Genomic DNA, 15,794 nt, shown 5'->3' on the forward strand with positions numbered 1-15,794 from the left:
ACCGGAACCGAGTCCACGCCGACCGACGCGGACGACACCGACGATGACGATGACGGTGACGACGACGATCTCGAGGACGACTTCTGGGCCGGTGTCGGCATCGACCCCATCCGGATCGTCACCGACGCCGCCGAGTACCTCACGCTCCGCTGCTACCTCGGAGATGACCCGATCTTCCTGGGCCGCAACGGGAAGATCTTCGTCTTCACCTCCGAGCGCGCGCTGACCCGCTTCATCGCCGACCACGACGACCACGAACTGTCCGAGGTGAGCACGTTCGAGGAGGTCCGGGTGGCGGCCACCGACGGGTCGCTGGAGGTCGACGTGTTCGAAGAGAACGTCTACGTCCTGCCCGGGTTGGCGGCCGACATCGCCGACGGACCTCGCCGCATCGACCGCAAGCAGTTGGAGCTCGCCGTCGAGTTGCTCAACGACGCAGCCGATTTCGCGGACGACGACTCGGTGAGCGAGGCTCTCGGGTCGACGACCCCGCTGGGCTTCTTCGTCAGTTACGCCGTCAACCCCGACCCGAAGCGGCTCGCGCCCAGCGGGCCGTTCGACAACGAGTCCGAGGCGTGGCGTGCACTTGTCCACGAACTAGAGACGCGCCTGACCAAAAAATAGAGCCGAGGCGTGGCGTGCACTCGTCCACGAACTAGAAGGCCGCCTCACCAAGAAGTAGATTTGCCCCGTCACCCGATCAGGACGGCGTACCCCGGCTTGATCACGTCGTCGATGAGGGCGAGCCGCTCGTCGAAGTGCACGAACGCCGACTTCATCGCGTTGACCGTGAAACGTTCGAAATCGGCCCAGCCGTAGCCGAACTGATCGTGCAGCGTGACGAATTCCTTGCTCATCGACGTGTCGCTCATCAGACGGTTGTCGGTGTTGACCGTCACCCGGAAACGCAACCGCGCGAGCACGTTGAACGGATGGTCGGCGATACTCGCCACCGCACCGGTCTGCACGTTCGAGCTCGGACACAGCTCGAGCGGGATCCGTTTGTCGCGAACGTAGTTCGCGACGTCACCGAGTTCGGCGCCGGCGAAGGCGTGGGCGGCGAGATCGGTTCCCGCGGGCAGCGAGATGTCGTCGATGACCCGCACCCCGTGACCGAGCCGGTCGGTGCCGCAGAAGCTGATGGCCTCGTGGATCGACGGCAATCCGAAGGCCTCGCCCGCGTGGATGGTGAACGGCGCGTTGTTGGCGCGCATGTACTCGAAGGCGTCGAGGTGACGGCTCGGGGGATAACCGGCCTCGGCACCGGCGATGTCGAAGCCGACCACGCCGCGGTGTCGGAACCGGACGGCCAGCTCCGCGATCTCCCGCGACCGGGCCGCATGGCGCATGGCGGTCACCAGGCAGCGCATGACGATCGTCCGGCCGGCCTCCGCGGCGACGCTCACGCCCTCGGCGAAGCCGTCGAGCACCGCCTCGACGACCTCGTCGAGTGACAGTCCCGCGGTGAGGTGTTGTTCGGGGGCGAAGCGCACCTCGGCGTAGACCACGCCGTCGTCGGCGAGATCCTCCGCGCATTCGCGTGCCACCCGTGCCAGCGCGGGCGCGGTCTGCATGACCGCCACGGTGTGGGTGAAGGTCTCGAGGTAGCGCACCAACGATCCGCTGTCGGCCGACTCCCGGAACCAGCGGGCCAGCGAGTCCGCGTCGTCGGCGGGCAGGTCCCCGTAGCCCACCTCGCGGGCGAGGTCGAGGACGGTCGCCGGGCGGAGCCCACCGTCGAGGTGGTCGTGCAGCAACACTTTCGGCGCCAGCCGGAGTGCACCGGGATCGAGGGGCGCCACGTCACGAGGATCGGTCATGTTCCGACGGTAACGCGATCGAGGATCAGAGGCCCCGCCAGATCGCTCACACCGTCGCCCGTGTCGTCGACGATGGTGACCGCGTCGGCCAGCGCCTCGCGCGCCGCGCCGAACCGCTCGGGCGTCTGCGTCGACAGCGTGAACAGCAGATCGCCCGCGCGGACGCGATCGCCGGGGCGGGCATGCCATCGGACCCCGGCCTCGTGTTGGACTGCCTCGCCCTGACGCGCCCGCCCGGCACCGAGACGCCAGGCGGCCACCCCGACGCCCATGGCATCGAGCCGCGAGACGACCCCGTCGCGCTCGGCGGTGATCGTCTCCTGGTGATCGGCCCGGGGCAGCGGCGCGTCGGGATCACCGCCCTGCGCGGCGATCATCGCCCGCCAGCTGTCCATGGCGCGGCCGTTGGCCAGGTTGGTCGCGGGGTCGGCGTCGACCCCGCCGGCAGCGAGCATCTCGGCCGCCAGCGCGAGCGTCAGTTCCACCACGTCGCCGGGACCGCCGCCGGCGAGGACCTCGATCGACTCCTCCACCTCGACGGCGTTGCCCGCCGTGAGTCCCAGTGGCGTCGACATCGCGGTGACCAGAGCGACGGTCTCGACGCCGGCGTCGGCACCGAGCGCGACCATGGTCTCGGCCAGTTCTCGCGCGTCGTCGATTGATTTCATGAACGCGCCGCTGCCGACCTTGACGTCGAGGACCAGCGCGGCGGTGCCCTCGGCGATCTTCTTGCTCATGATCGACGACGCGATCAGGGGGATCGACTCCACGGTGGCGGTGACATCTCGCAGGGCGTAGAGCCGCTTGTCGGCGGGGGCCAGGCCGGATCCGGCGGCGCAGACGATCGCCCCGACCTCGGCGAGCTGGGTCATCATCTCGGCGGCACCGACATCGGCGCGCCACCCCGGGATCGACTCCAGCTTGTCCAGCGTGCCGCCGGTGTGGCCGAGCCCACGGCCGGACAGCTGCGGCACCGCAAGGCCGTACGACGCGACCAACGGTGCGAGCGGCAGCGTGATCTTGTCTCCCACACCGCCGGTCGAGTGTTTGTCGACCGTCCGCAGCGGGCGACCGTCGCGTCGCAGCGCACCGAAGTCCATGCGCTCGCCGGAGGCGATCATCGCCTGGGTCCACCGGGCGATCTCGTGTCGATCCATCCCGCGCAGGACGATCGCCATGGCCAGTGCCGACATCTGCTCGTCGGCCACGGCCCCGGTGGTGAAGGCGTCGACGACCCAGTCGATCTGGGAGTCGGACAGCGCGTGGCCGTCCCGCTTGGCGGCGATCACCGACACCGCGTCGTGAGTGCTCACGCGTCGACGCCCCGAGCGGCGGCGATGTCGTCGGGACCGAATGCGTGCGGCAGGAGCTCCGAGAGCAGCAGCGGACCGTCGCGGTGGTCGATCAGCAGCTCCGGCCCACCGTGCTCGAAGAGGATCTGCCGACACCGGCCGCACGGCATCAGCGCGAGGCCCCGCCGATCGGTCACCGCGAGGGCCAGCAGGCGACCCCCACCGGTGCGCTGCAGATCTCCTGCCAGCGAACACTCGGCGCACAGGCCGAGGCCGTATGAGACATTCTCCACATTGCATCCGAGGACTATCCGTCCATCGTCGACCAGGGCGGCAGCCCCCACCGGAAAGTCGGAGTAGGGCGCATATGCATGGCCCATGATCTCTGTTGCCTTGGCGCGCAACAGGTTCCAGTCGATCGAGGGCGACATACCGGCGTCTCCTCCCGCACGGGGATCCGACGACACCCGCACTGAGCTGCGTTGGAAGTGATGTAAGGCAAACCTAATTCGCGAGAACTGGTACCGATCGAGAACTCGGGCCGGTTCTTGCAACGCTCAGCATAGGTTTAAAGTCGTTGAGGTAGGCATGTCCGAGCCGGAAGAACGCTGGCTCACCGCATCCATCGACGTTGTTGGAGGCCCTTCCCTGATGAGTACTCAAACCGAGGTCGCGCCAGATCCGGTGCGCCGCCGTTCCCTGTACCGCGGGGACCCGGGGATGTGGTCGTGGGTCCTCCACCGCATCACCGGCGTATCGATTTTCTTCTTCCTCTTCGTCCACGTCCTGGACACCGCGATGATCCGCGTCAACCCGGACACGTACGACAAGATCATCGACACGTACAAGACGCCGATCATCGGTCTGATGGAGATCGGTCTCGTCGCCTGCGTGCTCTACCACGCACTCAACGGCGTGCGGATCATCCTGATCGACTTCTGGTCCAAGGGTCCGAAGTACCAGCGTCAGATGCTCTGGACCATTCTCAGCGTCTTCGTGATCGTCTTCGCCGCCGGCGCGATCCGGATGCTCCAGCTGCTGATCCACAACCTGTAGAGGCTCGCGACGATGACCACTTCACAAGCACCCAACATCGCCAAGACCGTCGGCACCGCCCACGACCGCCCGGCGAGCCTGGACAACCCCCGGTCCCCGCGCCGCCCCAAGGGCGGCAACTTCGAGAAGAACGCATGGCTGTTCATGCGCTTCTCCGGACTCGCGCTCATCATCCTCACGCTGGGTCACATGACGATCATGTTGACCCTCGACAACGGCGTGCACCGGATCGACTCGGCGTTCGTCGCGCAGCGCTGGGGACAGCCGTTCTGGCAGGTCTGGGATCTCACCATGCTCTGGCTCGCCCAGCTGCACGGCGGCAACGGCGTACGCACCGTGATCGCGGACTACTCGCGTAAGGACTCCACGCGCTTCTGGCTCAACGTGGTTCTCGCGCTGTCGATGATCCTGACCGTGGGCCTCGGTACGTACGCGATCCTCACGTTCAACTCGAACTAAACACGCCCAGCTCCGGAGGAGAACACCACATGCAGGAACATCGCTACGACGTGTTGATCGTCGGCGCCGGTGGAGCAGGGATGCGCGCAGCCATCGAGGCCGGACCCCGCGCCCGCACCGCCGTGCTCACCAAGCTCTACCCCACCCGCAGCCACACCGGCGCGGCTCAGGGCGGCATGTGCGCCGCGCTGGCCAACGTCGAAGAGGACAACTGGGAGTGGCACACCTTCGACACCGTCAAGGGCGGCGACTACCTCGCCGACCAGGACGCGGTCGAGATCATGTGCAAGGAGGCCATCGACGCCGTCCTCGACCTCGAGAAGATGGGGCTGCCGTTCAACCGCACCCCTGAGGGCAAGATCGACCAGCGTCGCTTCGGCGGACACACACGGGACCACGGCAAGAGCCCGGTCCGCCGTGCGTGTTACGCCGCCGATCGCACCGGCCACATGATCCTGCAGACGCTCTATCAGAACTGCGTCAAGCACGACGTCGAGTTCTTCAACGAGTTCTACGCACTCGACCTGTGCCTGAGCGAGAACGAGGCCGGCGAGCAGGTCGCCACCGGCATCGTGGCCTACGAGCTCGCCACCGGCGAGATCCACGTCTTCCACGCCAAGTCGATCGTCTTCGCGACCGGCGGCTCGGGACGCATGTTCAAGACCACCTCGAACGCGCACACCCTGACCGGCGACGGCATGGGCATCGTGTTCCGCAAGGGCCTGCCGCTCGAGGACATGGAGTTCCACCAGTTCCACCCGACCGGCCTGGCCGGCCTGGGCATCCTGATCTCCGAGGCCGTCCGCGGCGAGGGCGGGATCCTGCGCAACGCCGACGGCGAGCGGTTCATGGAGCGCTACGCCCCCACCATCAAGGACCTCGCGCCGCGTGACATCGTCGCGCGCTCGATGGTGCTCGAGGTGCTCGAGGGTCGCGGCGCCGGACCCAACAAGGACTACGTCTACATCGACGTCACCCACCTGGGTGCCGAGGTGCTCGAGGAGAAGCTCCCCGACATCACCGAGTTCGCCCGCACCTACCTCGGTGTCGACCCGGTGACCGAGTACGTGCCGGTGTTCCCCACCTGCCACTACGTCATGGGCGGCATCCCGACCAACATCCACGGCGAGGTCCTCGCCGACGCCGACACCGTCGTCAAGGGGCTCTACGCCGCCGGCGAGTGTGCCTGCGTGTCGGTGCACGGCTCGAACCGCCTCGGCACCAACTCGCTGCTCGACATCAACGTGTTCGGCCGTCGTGCCGGCATCGCGGCCGCCGACTACGCGACGTCGGCCGAGTTCGTCGAGCTGCCCGAGACCCCCACCAAGATGGTCGACGAGTGGCTCGAGTTGGTGCTCTCCGAGCACGGCCACGAGCGCGTCGCCGACATCCGTACCGAGCTGCAGGCGTCGATGGACGCCAACGCTTCGGTGTTCCGCACCGAGGAGACCCTCAAGCAGGCCCTCACCGATGTGCACGCGCTCAAGGAGCGCTACAACCACATCCGCGTGCACGACAAGGGAACCCGGTTCAACAGCGATCTGCTGGAGGCCATCGAGCTCGGCTTCCTCCTGGAGATGGCCGAGGTCACCGTGGTCGGAGCCCTCAACCGCAAGGAGTCCCGCGGCGGACACGCCCGCGAGGACTACCCCGACCGCGACGACACGAACTACATGCGGCACACGATGGCGTACAAGAAGGGCACCGAGCTCCTCTCCGACATCGAACTGGGCTGGAAGCCCGTCGTGCAGACCCGTTACGAGCCGATGGAGCGCAAGTACTGATGACCACCGCCCCCGACATCGCACGTGATCCGCGGACCGATGATCCGCCGTTGCCCCCCGTCCCCGACGAGGCGACGATGGTCACCCTCAAGATCGCCCGGTTCAACCCGGAGGATCCTGACGCGCAGGGCTGGGAGAGTTTCCGCGTCCCCGCACTGGACACCGATCGGCTCCTGAACCTGCTGCTCTACGTCAAGGGCTACCTCGACGGCACGCTTACCTTCCGCCGTAGCTGCGCACACGGTGTGTGTGGCAGCGACGCGATGCGTGTCAACGGTGTCAACCGTCTGGCCTGCAAGCTGCTGATGAAGGACCTGCTGCCCAAGAACAAGGACGGCTCGGTCAAGGACAAGGAGATCACCATCACGGTGGAGCCCATCAAGGGTCTCCCCGTCGAGAAGGATCTCGTCGTCGACATGGAGCCGTTCTTCGACGCGTACCGCAAGGTCAAGCCCTTCCTGATGACCAGCGGCAACGAGCCGACCCGTGAGCGCATCCAGAGCCAGACCGACCGCGCCCGGTTCGACGACACCACCAAGTGCATCCTGTGTGCGTGCTGCACCACGAGTTGCCCGGTGTTCTGGAACGAGGGCAGCTACTTCGGCCCCGCGGCCATCGTCAACGCGCACCGCTTCATCTTCGACAGCCGTGACGAGGGTGCCGCCGAGCGTCTCGACATCCTCAACGAGGTCGACGGTGTGTGGCGCTGCCGCACCACCTTCAACTGCACCGACGCGTGCCCTCGCGGCATCCAGGTCACGCAGGCCATCCAGGAGGTCAAGCGCGCACTGATGTTCTCGCGCTAGACCGCTTCACCCGTACGACACGAGACGCCGTGGGACATCAGTCCCGCGGCGTCTTCTCGTCGCCGGAGTCGAAACGCACCACGATCTGCTCGAAACCCTTGGCCCGCTGCGCCTTCGCCTGCTGCGTGTAGGCCCGGCGGTCCCCCTTGGTGAGGTCGACCGCGTCGGTGAACGGGGTGAGCAGCGCACGCGGGAAGAGCCGGTTCACCCACACGGCGTTGATCTCGGCGCAGAACACCACCGCCGCCGAGGTGAGGTAGAGGAAGGCCAACAGGCCGAGGACGACGGCGAAGACGCTGTTGGTGGCGCTCGCGTTGCGCACCACGCCGCCGACGTAGACCGCGCCGAAGTTCTGCAGCAGCTGCCAGGCCACGGCCATCACGATGGCGCCGGGCGCGACGTCGCGCAGACGCAGCGAGCGAGCGGTACCGATCCGGTACCCCTGCGAGAAGATGAACGAGTTCAACACGACCGCGGCAATGGTCAGGCCCCAGTTCGACACTGCGCCCAGGGAATCGAAGAAGTTCCCGAGCAGCGACAGCGCGGTCGTCGCGGCGAGGGCCATCACCAGCACGACCACCAGCCGCAGACTGTGCAGCCGGGACAGCAACGGGTTGGGGCGTGAGTTGCGGGGCACCGCCCACACGACGTTCATGGCGTTCTGCGCGGCCTGACCGATACCCGAGGCACCGTAGAGCGCCACGATCACCCCGATGACGACGCCGGCGGTCCCACCTCCGAGCTGTCTGGGCTGACCGAGCTGGTCCCCGATGATGGGGAACTCCCCCAACGCGGAATCGAGGAGGCTCGCCTGCATGGCCGGGTCGTCGGCGAGCAGGAACCCGAGGATCGTGGTCACCAACAGCAGGATCGGGAACAGCGACAGGAACGCGTAGTAGGTGATCAACGCGGCGAGATAGCCGCCCTGGTCGTCGATGAACTTGTAGATCACGCCGATCACATAGCCGACGACGCGATTGCGTCGTTGCAGCGCATCGACGCGAGCCACCATGTGCACAACGCTAGTACACCGACCTCACAGCGTCGCGAGGGGAAAGCTGCCAGGGTCGCTGCCTACACTCGCGGCCTGTGAGGACATCCCGGGCGGCGCAGGCGATCGCGATGACCGCAGCGGTGTGCGTGGCCGTCGGCTGTGCCCCCGCACCCGGCGCCCAGATCGACAGCGCAGCCGTGGCGATCCCCGGCGTCGCGGCGACCCCGCCGATGGGGTGGAACAGCTGGAACTCGTTCGGGTGCGACATCGACGAGACGACCATCCGGGCCCAGGCCGACGCGTTGGTGTCCTCGGGTCTGGCCGCGGCCGGGTATCGGTACGTGGTCGTCGACGACTGCTGGTACTCCCCGCAGCGCGCGGCCGACGGCACCCTGACCGCGTCGTATCAGCGCTTCCCCTCCGGCATGGCCGCACTCGGTGACTACCTGCACGAGCGCGGACTGCGGTTCGGCATCTACGCCGGGGCGAGTGAGCAGACGTGCGCCCAGCTCTCGGGCACCTATCCGGGCAGGACCGGCAGCGCAGGCCACGAGACGGCCGACGCGCGCACGTTCGCATCGTGGGGCGTGGACTTCGTCAAGTACGACTGGTGCTCGGCGAACTCCGATCTCGCCGACCAGAAACGGGCGTTCGTCGCGATGCGCGACGCCATCCGGGCCACCGGGCGGCCGATGGTCTACAGCATCAACCCGAACAGTGGCGTGACAGGTGACGGCGAGGTGCCCGGGGCGCGGTACGACTGGGGCGGCGTCGCGACCATGACCCGTCTGACCAACGACATCAGCCCGCAGTGGACCACCGACACCGGGTCGAGCGGATACCAGGGTGTCGCCGACATCATCGATGCGTCCGCCGACGCCACCACCCGGGTCTCGGCCGGACGGTGGCGTGATCTCGACATGCTCGAGATCGGCGTCGGTACGGATCTGACCGCGGCACAGCAACGCTCGCATCTCGCCTTGTGGGCCATGATGGCCGCCCCGCTCGTCGCAGGCAACGACCTGACCGTCATGGACGCCGCGACCGCGGCGCTACTGCGCACACCGGGTGTCCTGGCGATCGATCAGGACACCGCCGCACGCCCGGCGACATCGGTCGCCGCCGACGGATCGGTGCGTACCCGCGAGCTGACGAGCGGTCGACGCGCGGTGTCCTTGACCAACCGCGGTGCCACCGCGACGACGATGTCGTTCGCGCCGAGCACATCCGGACCGGTGCACGACGTGTGGACCGGTGCGGTGGTCCCGGTCGGATCCGACGGAAGGGTGTCGATCCCCGTCGCCCCCGGCGACACCGCCCTGTTCGAGACCTCACCGGGTCGCGCGGATCAGTAGTGGTAGGTGTCCGACGGTGCCGGGACGTGATCGGGGTCGTCGTGGTCCGGGTGGATCTCGATGCCGTAGGAGCGGGCGAGGTCGACGATCTTCGTGGCTCGTGCGATGCGCGGGAGATCCGATCCGTTACGTATCTCGCCGCCGTCGCGTTCGAACTCGGCGAAGAACTCACGGGCCCAGGCGATCTCCTCCTGCGAGGGTGACAGCCCCTCGTTGACCGCGGCGCACTGGTCCGGGGCCAGACAGATCTTGCCGGTCATGCCGAACTCGGAGCTGACCGCGGTCGCCTCGCTGAGCTTGAGTGCCGACGAACCCACCGTCGGTCCGTCGATCGCACTGGGCAGATGCGCGGCCTTGGCGGCGATGGTGAACCGGGAGCGTGCGTAGGCCAGGGTGGCGGGGTGATCACCGAACCCGGTGTCGCGGCGGAAGTCGCCGATGCCGAACGCGAGGCGGAACGTTCCCTTGGCCGCGGCGATCTCGCTGATGCGCTCCAGACCACGTGCGGTCTCGACGAGGGCGACGATGCGCACGCCGGGGAGCTTCTTGGCGGTCTCGGTGACGTGGTCGACCGACTCGACCATCGCCAGCATCACCCCGCCGACGGTGGCACCGCTCTCCCCGACCGCACGCAGTGCGTCGAGATCGTCGGCCCACCACGGCGTACCGAAGCCGTTGACGCGAACCCAGTCCGAGTTGCCTGCGGCGATCCACTCGATCACGTTGTCGCGGGCGGCGACCTTGTCCTTCGGTGCGACGGCGTCCTCGATGTCGAGGACGACGATGTCGGCCCGGGAGTGCGCGGCCGCCTGGAAACGGTCGGCCGACACACCGTTGACCAGGAGCCAGCTACGGGCGAGCACGGGGTCGATGCGCGAGCCGATATCCTCGGCATCGACATCGCTGTCGGTTTTCGGTGGCGGGTTCATCGCCGACCATCGTCTCCCACCGGGACGGCCAGAGCAATTGAAGGGGCGTCGAACGTGGCAGAGCGAGAGCAGACGTCGGAGCGGGAGCTGACCGCCGCCGACTTCCCGGTGCTGTGGCCGGTGACGACCCGCTGGGCCGACAACGACATGTACGGCCACCTCAACAACGCCGTCTACTACCAGCTGTTCGACACCGCCATCAACGGATGGATCATCGGCGCCACCGGTATCGACCCGGTCAGCGCGCCCGCGCAGGGTGTCGTCGTCGAATCCGGCTGCAAGTACTTCCGTTCCGTGGAGTTCCCCCATGCGCTCACGGTCGGGATCCGCGTCGCGCGGCTGGGGAACTCCAGCGTCACCTACGATCTGGGCCTTTTCGACGCCGAGGGGGACGACGCCACGATCGCCGCCCGGGGCAGCTGGGTGCACGTCTACGTCGACACCGACTCGCGGCGCCCCGTCGGTATCCCCGAATCGATCCGTGAACTGCTCACGACAGCACAGACAGGTGACCCGAGTTGAGAATCGACGCAGCCGTCCTGATCGAGTCCGGCCGGACCCGCCCCTACGCCGAGTCCGAGCCGCTCGTCGTCACCACACTCGAGCTCGACGAGCCGGGACCCGGCGAGATCGGCGTCCGGATCGAGGCCGCGGGCGTCTGCCACTCGGATCTGTCGGTGGTCGACGGCAACCGTCCCCGACCGCTGCCGATGGCGTTGGGCCACGAGGCGGCGGGGATCGTCGAGTCGCTCGGCGAGGGCGTCGACGACATCGAGATCGGGACCCGCGTCGTGATGGCGTTCCTCCCGCGGTGCGGCGAGTGTGCCGAATGCGCCACCGACGGGCGCCTACCCTGCGCACCCGGATCGGCGGCGAACAACGCGGGCACCCTGCTCGGTGGTGACAAGCGGCTGCACGGCACCGACGACTCCGAGGTGTTCCACCACCTCGGGGTGTCCGGGTTCGCGACCCACGTCGTCGTCGACCGGCGCTCGGCGGTCGCCGTCGGCGCGGACGTCCCGCCGGAGGTGGCTGCGGTCCTCGGGTGCGCGGTGCTCACCGGCGGCGGCGCGGTGATCAACGCGGGTAAACCGTCACCGGGTGACACGGTGATGGTGATCGGGCTCGGGGGCGTCGGGATGGCAGCGGTGCTGACCGCGGTGTCCCTGGGAACCGGGGACGTCATCGCCGTCGACTCGCTGCCGGAGAAGCTCGCCGCGGCCACCGCGGCGGGAGCGTCGGCGGTGTACACGCCGGCTGAACTGGTCGATCAGGGCATCACCGCCGCGGTGGTCATCGAGGCGGCGGGCAACGCGCGGGCCTTCGAGACCGCGGTCGCGGCGACCGCGGCGGGTGGGATCACCGTGACCGTGGGTCTGCCCGCACCCGACGCCCGCTCGTCGATCTCGCCGCTGGGGCTGACCGCACAGGCCCGCACGATCGTCGGGAGCTATCTGGGGTCGGCCGTGCCCAGCCGCGACATACCGATCTACGAGCAGTTGTGGCGTGAGGGCCGACTGCCGGTGGAACAGCTCATCTCCTCGCGCATCGCGCTGGGTGACATCAACGCGGCCATGGACTCGCTGGCCGACGGGGCCGCCATCCGCCAGGTGATCGTCTTCGATCAGGACTGATCGAGCGCGGCTGCCGGTGTGCGGTTCTTCTTGATGCGATTGCGGATCACCAGCGCGATGATCGCGACGACGAACAGCCCGATGAAGACGTACGACGTGTAACCGAGATCCTTCTCGACGGTCTTGTACGACTTACCCGCGATGTAGCCCAACGACCCGACGACGCACGCCCAGATGGTGCCGCCGATCGCATTGGCGATGACGAAAGTGCGCAGCCGGACGTCGGACATGCCCGCGAGACCGGGGATGAGAGCGCGCAGCGCAGCGATCCACCGACCGAACAGCACCGCCACGGCGCCGCGTTTGCGCAACGCCTCCCGCCCGCGCTCGACGTGTTCGGGTTTGACCAGTCGCTTCGGGAGTCTCTCGAGCAGAGCCGCGCCCCATCGGCGACCCACCTCGAACCCCACGAAGTCACCGATGACCGCGCCCGCGCACGCCGCGACGAGTACCTGCCACAGCTCCAGACGACCGCCGTTGGCGATCACGCCGGCGATGAGCACAGCGATCTCACCGGGCACCACCACACCGATGAAGATCGAGGCCTCGAGTGCGGGGAACGCGAAGGCCATCAGGAGAGCCACCCACGGCGGGAGGTCCAGGAGCCATTCGACCAGTGCATCGATCACCCGTTGACGATAGCCGCACCATGGTGCGGCACGGTTGATCGAGCCGACCGGCGGTTAGCGCGGGTAAAAACGACTGAATCAGTCGCCGTGTTACCGCATCGAAAACAAATCCGTCGTTCGAGCGCGGACTGGGTGCGGAAATCGTAGTGTCGGCCCATGGCCGTATCAAAGCCGGTGTCCATGCTGCCGGCACCGTCGTCCGACAAAGGACTCCGAGCGGGATCCCTGGGGCTCGTCGGGAACGTGGTGATCGGGCTGTCGGCGGTCGCACCGGCCTACAGCCTCGCCGCCACCCTGGGGTACGTCGTCGCCGAGGTGGGGACCAAAGCCCCGGCGATGTTCGTCCTCGCCTTCATCCCGATGTTGCTCATCGCCTTCGCCTATCGCGAACTCGGTGAGGACACCCCCGACTGCGGCACCACGTTCACGTGGGCGACCAAGGCGTTCGGGCCCTGGATCGGCTGGATGGGCGGGTGGGGCCTCGCGGTCTCGGCGATCATCGTGCTGGCCAACGTGGCCGAGATCGCGGCCATCTACATGTTCAAGTTCCTCGGACTCGAGTCGCTGGCCGACAACCTGCTCGTCAAGGTCGGCGTGGGCTGCATCTTCATCATCGCGATGACGTGGGTCAGCATCCGCGGCATCCTGATCAGCGAACGTATGCAGAACGTCCTGATCGCCGTGCAGTTCGGTGTCCTGATCGTCGCCAGCGTGATCGCACTGGTCAAGGTCGGCTTCGACAAGGCGGGCCCGCAGGCCATCACCCCGAGCTGGGACTGGTTGTGGCCCAGCGGAGTCAGTTCCTCGGAACTGGCCGCGGCCATCATTCTCTGCATCTTCATCTACTGGGGCTGGGATGCGTGTCTGGCCGTCGGTGAGGAGACCAAGGACGCGACGAAGACGCCCGGTCGTGCCGCGGTGCTCACCACCCTGATCCTGGTCTGCACGTACGTCCTGGTGGCCTACGCCGTGCAGTCGTTCGCAGGCTTCGGCGACACCGGCATCGGCCTCAACAACCCGGACAACACCGACGACGTCCTGACGATCCTCGGCGACCCGGTCGCCGGCGTGGTGATGTCGTCTCTGCTGCTGCTCACGGTGTCGATCTCGGCGCTGTCGTCCACGCAGTCCACCATCCTGCCGACCGCTCGCGGCACCCTGTCGATGGCCGTCTACAAGGCGATCCCGCAGCGGTTCGCGCGGGTGCATCCGCGGTACATGACACCGGCGTTCGGCACCGCGGTCATGGGCGCGGCGGCCCTGTTCTTCTATCTGGTCCTGGCCCTCGCCAGCGAGGACACCCTCGGCGACTCCGTGTCGTCACTGGGCCTGGCCGTGGCGTTCTACTACGGGATCACCGCCTACGCGTGCGTCTGGTACTTCCGCCGGACGTTGTTCGCCTCGGCCCGCAACTTCTTCATGCGCGGACTGTTCCCCCTGCTCGGCGCGCTCGCGATGACGTGGGCGTTCGTGCAGAGCTCGATCGACATGATCGCCCCCGATTACGGGTCGACCTCGTTCGGCGGGATCGGCGGGGTGTTCATCCTCGGAGTCGGCATGTTGGTCCTGGGGATCCCGTTGATGCTGCTGTGCGTCGCCGGCGGCAAGGACTTCTTCCGCGGCAAGACCCTCAACGCAACCACCGAGGTCAAGGTCCCCGATGTCTACTGACGCCCGCTCCCGAATCACCGTCGGCTATCTCGCCACGCAGTCCGGCGACGACGGGGTCGCTCTCGCCGTCGCGCTGGCCGAGGCAACCGGCGCCGCGGTCGATCTCGTCTGCGTCGTCCGATCCGAGGAACCCGACGGCACTCCCGGCCGCGCGGCGTACCAGGACATGCTCGTCGCCCGGGCGCAGGAGTGGTTGGCTCAGGGGGCCAAGCTCGTACCCGAGGCCCTCGGCGTGGAACTGCACGCGCCGGTGGCCGAGTCGTTCACGGAGGGATTGATCGATTTCGCCGCCGCCACGGGCGCCGAGATGATCGTCGTGGGCGGGACGCGGGACGGACTGTTCGGTCGACACACCCTCGGTTCGATCAGTTCCGAACTGGTGCACTGCTCCCCGCTGCCGGTCGCTCTGGCCCCGCGGGGTTACTCCGACCGCGCGGACGTCCCGCTGACGTCGGTCACCGTGGCGGTGCCCACGACGACCCGCGGCGACAACCCGCTGCCGTTCGCACTGTCCCTGGCCGAGGAGGCGGGGATGTCGATCCGCCTGGTGTCACTGGTGTCGTTGGACGACGGGCCGCTGGCCGACTCGGAGACCTCGGCACAGACCCGTGCACGCCACGTCGCGGCGGCGACGGCGATCCTCGACGAGGCGCGCGACGGCGCCGAGACGACGCAGAAGATCGAATCCGTTGTCGCCGAGGGTGACACGCTCGACGAGGCGATGGAGATGCTGCGCTGGACCGAGGGTGACATCGTCGCGGTCGGCTCGGCCCGACTCGGACCGCCCAGCCGCGCGTTCCTCGGATCCACCGCCGCACGCATCCTGCGCGGCACCACCGCGCCGATCATCGTGGTCCCGAAGTCGGGCGTATGAGTTCCCGGCGGCGGGGCGCTATGCGCCCGTGGTCGCCGCAGCGAGACGTCCGAGGCTGTCCTCGAGATCTTTCTCGCTGACCAGCGGGAAGGAGATCTGCTTCAGCAGTTCCTTGTCGGTCACGTTCGACCAGTCGTAGGTCTGGCGCACCAGCGTTGCGTCGGGCCCCTGGGGCTCGAGCTCCCACAGCCACTCCCACCCGGGAGGCTCGGTGCCCGCGGGGGCGGTCTTCCACGCGAGCAACTTGTCGTGGGCGTAGCCGCTGACGTGGTTGTCGGTCTTGTACTCGCCGCCCATGTGCGGGCCGTCCATGTTCATGGTGAACACGTCGCCGACCTTGCTGATCCGCTCGCCGTTCTCGTCCCCGCGGACGAAACCGGAGCCGTCGAGTTCGACGTGGCGTTTCGGGTTGGACAGGATCTCGAAGATGTCCTTCGCGGACGCGTCGATGAGACGCTCGACCGTGATACTCGTCTGATTGCTCATGTGAT

Annotated in this window: 16 protein-coding genes and 1 pseudogene; 10 read left to right on the forward strand and 7 right to left on the reverse strand. The window is 67.7% G+C overall.

All coding sequences use genetic code 11. The annotated features are described in order from the left end of the window. Nucleotides 1–624 (forward strand): annotated as a pseudogene (locus JHC79_RS08605) (primosomal protein); the annotation flags it as partial. A 68-nt stretch (nucleotides 625–692) separates the two neighbouring features. Here the strand turns inward: JHC79_RS08605 and JHC79_RS08610 are convergent. Genes JHC79_RS08610 through JHC79_RS08620 form a run of 3 tightly spaced genes read right to left on the reverse strand, consistent with a single transcriptional unit; the run spans nucleotide 693 to nucleotide 3,543 of the window. Next, nucleotides 693–1,820 carry an adenosine deaminase gene (locus JHC79_RS08610; protein WP_296389746.1) on the reverse strand — a complete coding sequence of 376 codons (1,128 nt, stop codon included), beginning with the start codon at nucleotides 1,818–1,820 and terminating at the stop codon, nucleotides 693–695. Beyond that, nucleotides 1,817–3,133 carry a thymidine phosphorylase gene (locus JHC79_RS08615; RefSeq protein ID WP_296389747.1) on the reverse strand — a complete coding sequence of 439 codons (1,317 nt, stop codon included), beginning with the start codon at nucleotides 3,131–3,133 and terminating at the stop codon, nucleotides 1,817–1,819. Before JHC79_RS08615 ends, JHC79_RS08610 begins: the two co-directional genes overlap by 4 nt. Continuing rightward, on the reverse strand, nucleotides 3,130–3,543 hold the full coding sequence (locus JHC79_RS08620; RefSeq protein WP_296389748.1) for a cytidine deaminase: 414 nt from the start codon (nucleotides 3,541–3,543) through the stop codon (nucleotides 3,130–3,132). The genes JHC79_RS08615 and JHC79_RS08620 overlap by 4 nt, the downstream gene beginning before the upstream one ends. Nucleotides 3,544–3,763: 220 nt before the next feature. On the opposite strand from JHC79_RS08620, the gene sdhC reads away from it, so the two are divergent. From sdhC to JHC79_RS08640, 4 genes are read left to right on the forward strand one after another with little or no spacing between them, the layout of a single operon-like run. Next, entirely contained in the window at nucleotides 3,764–4,168 is a 405-nt protein-coding gene (gene sdhC / locus JHC79_RS08625) for a succinate dehydrogenase, cytochrome b556 subunit (protein ID WP_188490732.1), read from the forward strand. A 12-nt stretch (nucleotides 4,169–4,180) separates the two neighbouring features. Next, nucleotides 4,181–4,627: a succinate dehydrogenase hydrophobic membrane anchor subunit gene (locus JHC79_RS08630; protein ID WP_296389749.1), complete on the forward strand. Its 447-nt coding sequence runs from the start codon at nucleotides 4,181–4,183 to the stop codon at nucleotides 4,625–4,627. 29 nt (nucleotides 4,628–4,656) lie between these two features. Next, nucleotides 4,657–6,411, forward strand: coding sequence for a succinate dehydrogenase flavoprotein subunit (sdhA, locus tag JHC79_RS08635; protein WP_296389750.1), 1,755 nt, complete (start codon nucleotides 4,657–4,659; stop codon nucleotides 6,409–6,411). Further along, complete coding sequence (locus JHC79_RS08640; RefSeq protein ID WP_296389751.1) at nucleotides 6,411–7,217, forward strand: succinate dehydrogenase iron-sulfur subunit; 807 nt, start codon at nucleotides 6,411–6,413, stop codon at nucleotides 7,215–7,217. Before sdhA ends, JHC79_RS08640 begins: the two co-directional genes overlap by 1 nt. Nucleotides 7,218–7,254: 37 nt before the next feature. On the opposite strand, the gene JHC79_RS08645 is transcribed toward JHC79_RS08640, so the two are convergent. Next, on the reverse strand, nucleotides 7,255–8,229 hold the full coding sequence (locus tag JHC79_RS08645) for a YihY/virulence factor BrkB family protein (RefSeq protein ID WP_296389752.1): 975 nt from the start codon (nucleotides 8,227–8,229) through the stop codon (nucleotides 7,255–7,257). Nucleotides 8,230–8,306: 77 nt separating this feature from the next. Between JHC79_RS08645 and JHC79_RS08650 the strand changes: the two genes are divergently transcribed. Next, nucleotides 8,307–9,566, forward strand: a complete 1,260-nt coding sequence (locus JHC79_RS08650; RefSeq protein WP_296389753.1) for a glycoside hydrolase family 27 protein — start codon at nucleotides 8,307–8,309, stop codon at nucleotides 9,564–9,566. On the opposite strand, the gene JHC79_RS08655 is transcribed toward JHC79_RS08650, so the two are convergent. Then, entirely contained in the window at nucleotides 9,560–10,495 is a 936-nt protein-coding gene (locus JHC79_RS08655; protein WP_296389754.1) for a CoA ester lyase, read from the reverse strand. The genes JHC79_RS08650 and JHC79_RS08655 overlap by 7 nt on opposite strands. 87 nt (nucleotides 10,496–10,582) lie before the next feature. Here JHC79_RS08655 and JHC79_RS08660 point away from each other — a divergent pair, with 87 nt between their 5' ends. Beyond that, nucleotides 10,583–11,017 carry a thioesterase family protein gene (locus tag JHC79_RS08660; RefSeq protein ID WP_296389788.1) on the forward strand — a complete coding sequence of 145 codons (435 nt, stop codon included), beginning with the start codon at nucleotides 10,583–10,585 and terminating at the stop codon, nucleotides 11,015–11,017. Continuing rightward, nucleotides 11,014–12,129, forward strand: coding sequence for an alcohol dehydrogenase catalytic domain-containing protein (locus JHC79_RS08665; protein WP_296389755.1), 1,116 nt, complete (start codon nucleotides 11,014–11,016; stop codon nucleotides 12,127–12,129). The genes JHC79_RS08660 and JHC79_RS08665 overlap by 4 nt, the downstream gene beginning before the upstream one ends. Here the strand turns inward: JHC79_RS08665 and JHC79_RS08670 are convergent. Next, a complete protein-coding gene (locus JHC79_RS08670) occupies nucleotides 12,120–12,758 on the reverse strand; it encodes a DedA family protein (RefSeq protein WP_296389756.1) in 639 nt (212 codons plus the stop codon). The genes JHC79_RS08665 and JHC79_RS08670 overlap by 10 nt on opposite strands. Before the next feature lie 156 nt (nucleotides 12,759–12,914). On the opposite strand from JHC79_RS08670, the gene JHC79_RS08675 reads away from it, so the two are divergent. Both JHC79_RS08675 and JHC79_RS08680 read left to right on the forward strand, forming a co-directional pair. Next, nucleotides 12,915–14,429 carry an APC family permease gene (locus JHC79_RS08675; protein WP_296389757.1) on the forward strand — a complete coding sequence of 505 codons (1,515 nt, stop codon included), beginning with the start codon at nucleotides 12,915–12,917 and terminating at the stop codon, nucleotides 14,427–14,429. After that, on the forward strand, nucleotides 14,419–15,303 hold the full coding sequence (locus JHC79_RS08680; protein WP_296389758.1) for a universal stress protein: 885 nt from the start codon (nucleotides 14,419–14,421) through the stop codon (nucleotides 15,301–15,303). The genes JHC79_RS08675 and JHC79_RS08680 overlap by 11 nt, the downstream gene beginning before the upstream one ends. An 18-nt stretch (nucleotides 15,304–15,321) precedes the next feature. Here JHC79_RS08680 and JHC79_RS08685 read toward each other — a convergent pair whose 3' ends face one another. Then, complete coding sequence (locus JHC79_RS08685; protein ID WP_296389759.1) at nucleotides 15,322–15,789, reverse strand: SRPBCC family protein; 468 nt, start codon at nucleotides 15,787–15,789, stop codon at nucleotides 15,322–15,324. Between the last annotated feature and the right edge of the window lie 5 nt (nucleotides 15,790–15,794).

This window comes from Williamsia sp. (assembly GCF_016462415.1).
Classification (GTDB): domain Bacteria; phylum Actinomycetota; class Actinomycetes; order Mycobacteriales; family Mycobacteriaceae; genus Williamsia_A.

Coding starts and splice junctions, on each gene's coding strand:
- JHC79_RS08610 (WP_296389746.1), bottom strand. CDS start 1,820: ATGACCGATCCTCGTGACGTGGCGCCCCTCGATCCCGGTGCACTCCGG.
- JHC79_RS08620 (WP_296389748.1), bottom strand. CDS start 3,543: ATGTCGCCCTCGATCGACTGGAACCTGTTGCGCGCCAAGGCAACAGAG.
- sdhC (WP_188490732.1), top strand. CDS start 3,764: ATGAGTACTCAAACCGAGGTCGCGCCAGATCCGGTGCGCCGCCGTTCC.
- JHC79_RS08630 (WP_296389749.1), top strand. CDS start 4,181: ATGACCACTTCACAAGCACCCAACATCGCCAAGACCGTCGGCACCGCC.
- sdhA (WP_296389750.1), top strand. CDS start 4,657: ATGCAGGAACATCGCTACGACGTGTTGATCGTCGGCGCCGGTGGAGCA.
- JHC79_RS08640 (WP_296389751.1), top strand. CDS start 6,411: ATGACCACCGCCCCCGACATCGCACGTGATCCGCGGACCGATGATCCG.
- JHC79_RS08645 (WP_296389752.1), bottom strand. CDS start 8,229: ATGGTGGCTCGCGTCGATGCGCTGCAACGACGCAATCGCGTCGTCGGC.
- JHC79_RS08655 (WP_296389754.1), bottom strand. CDS start 10,495: ATGAACCCGCCACCGAAAACCGACAGCGATGTCGATGCCGAGGATATC.
- JHC79_RS08675 (WP_296389757.1), top strand. CDS start 12,915: ATGGCCGTATCAAAGCCGGTGTCCATGCTGCCGGCACCGTCGTCCGAC.
- JHC79_RS08680 (WP_296389758.1), top strand. CDS start 14,419: ATGTCTACTGACGCCCGCTCCCGAATCACCGTCGGCTATCTCGCCACG.
- JHC79_RS08685 (WP_296389759.1), bottom strand. CDS start 15,789: ATGAGCAATCAGACGAGTATCACGGTCGAGCGTCTCATCGACGCGTCC.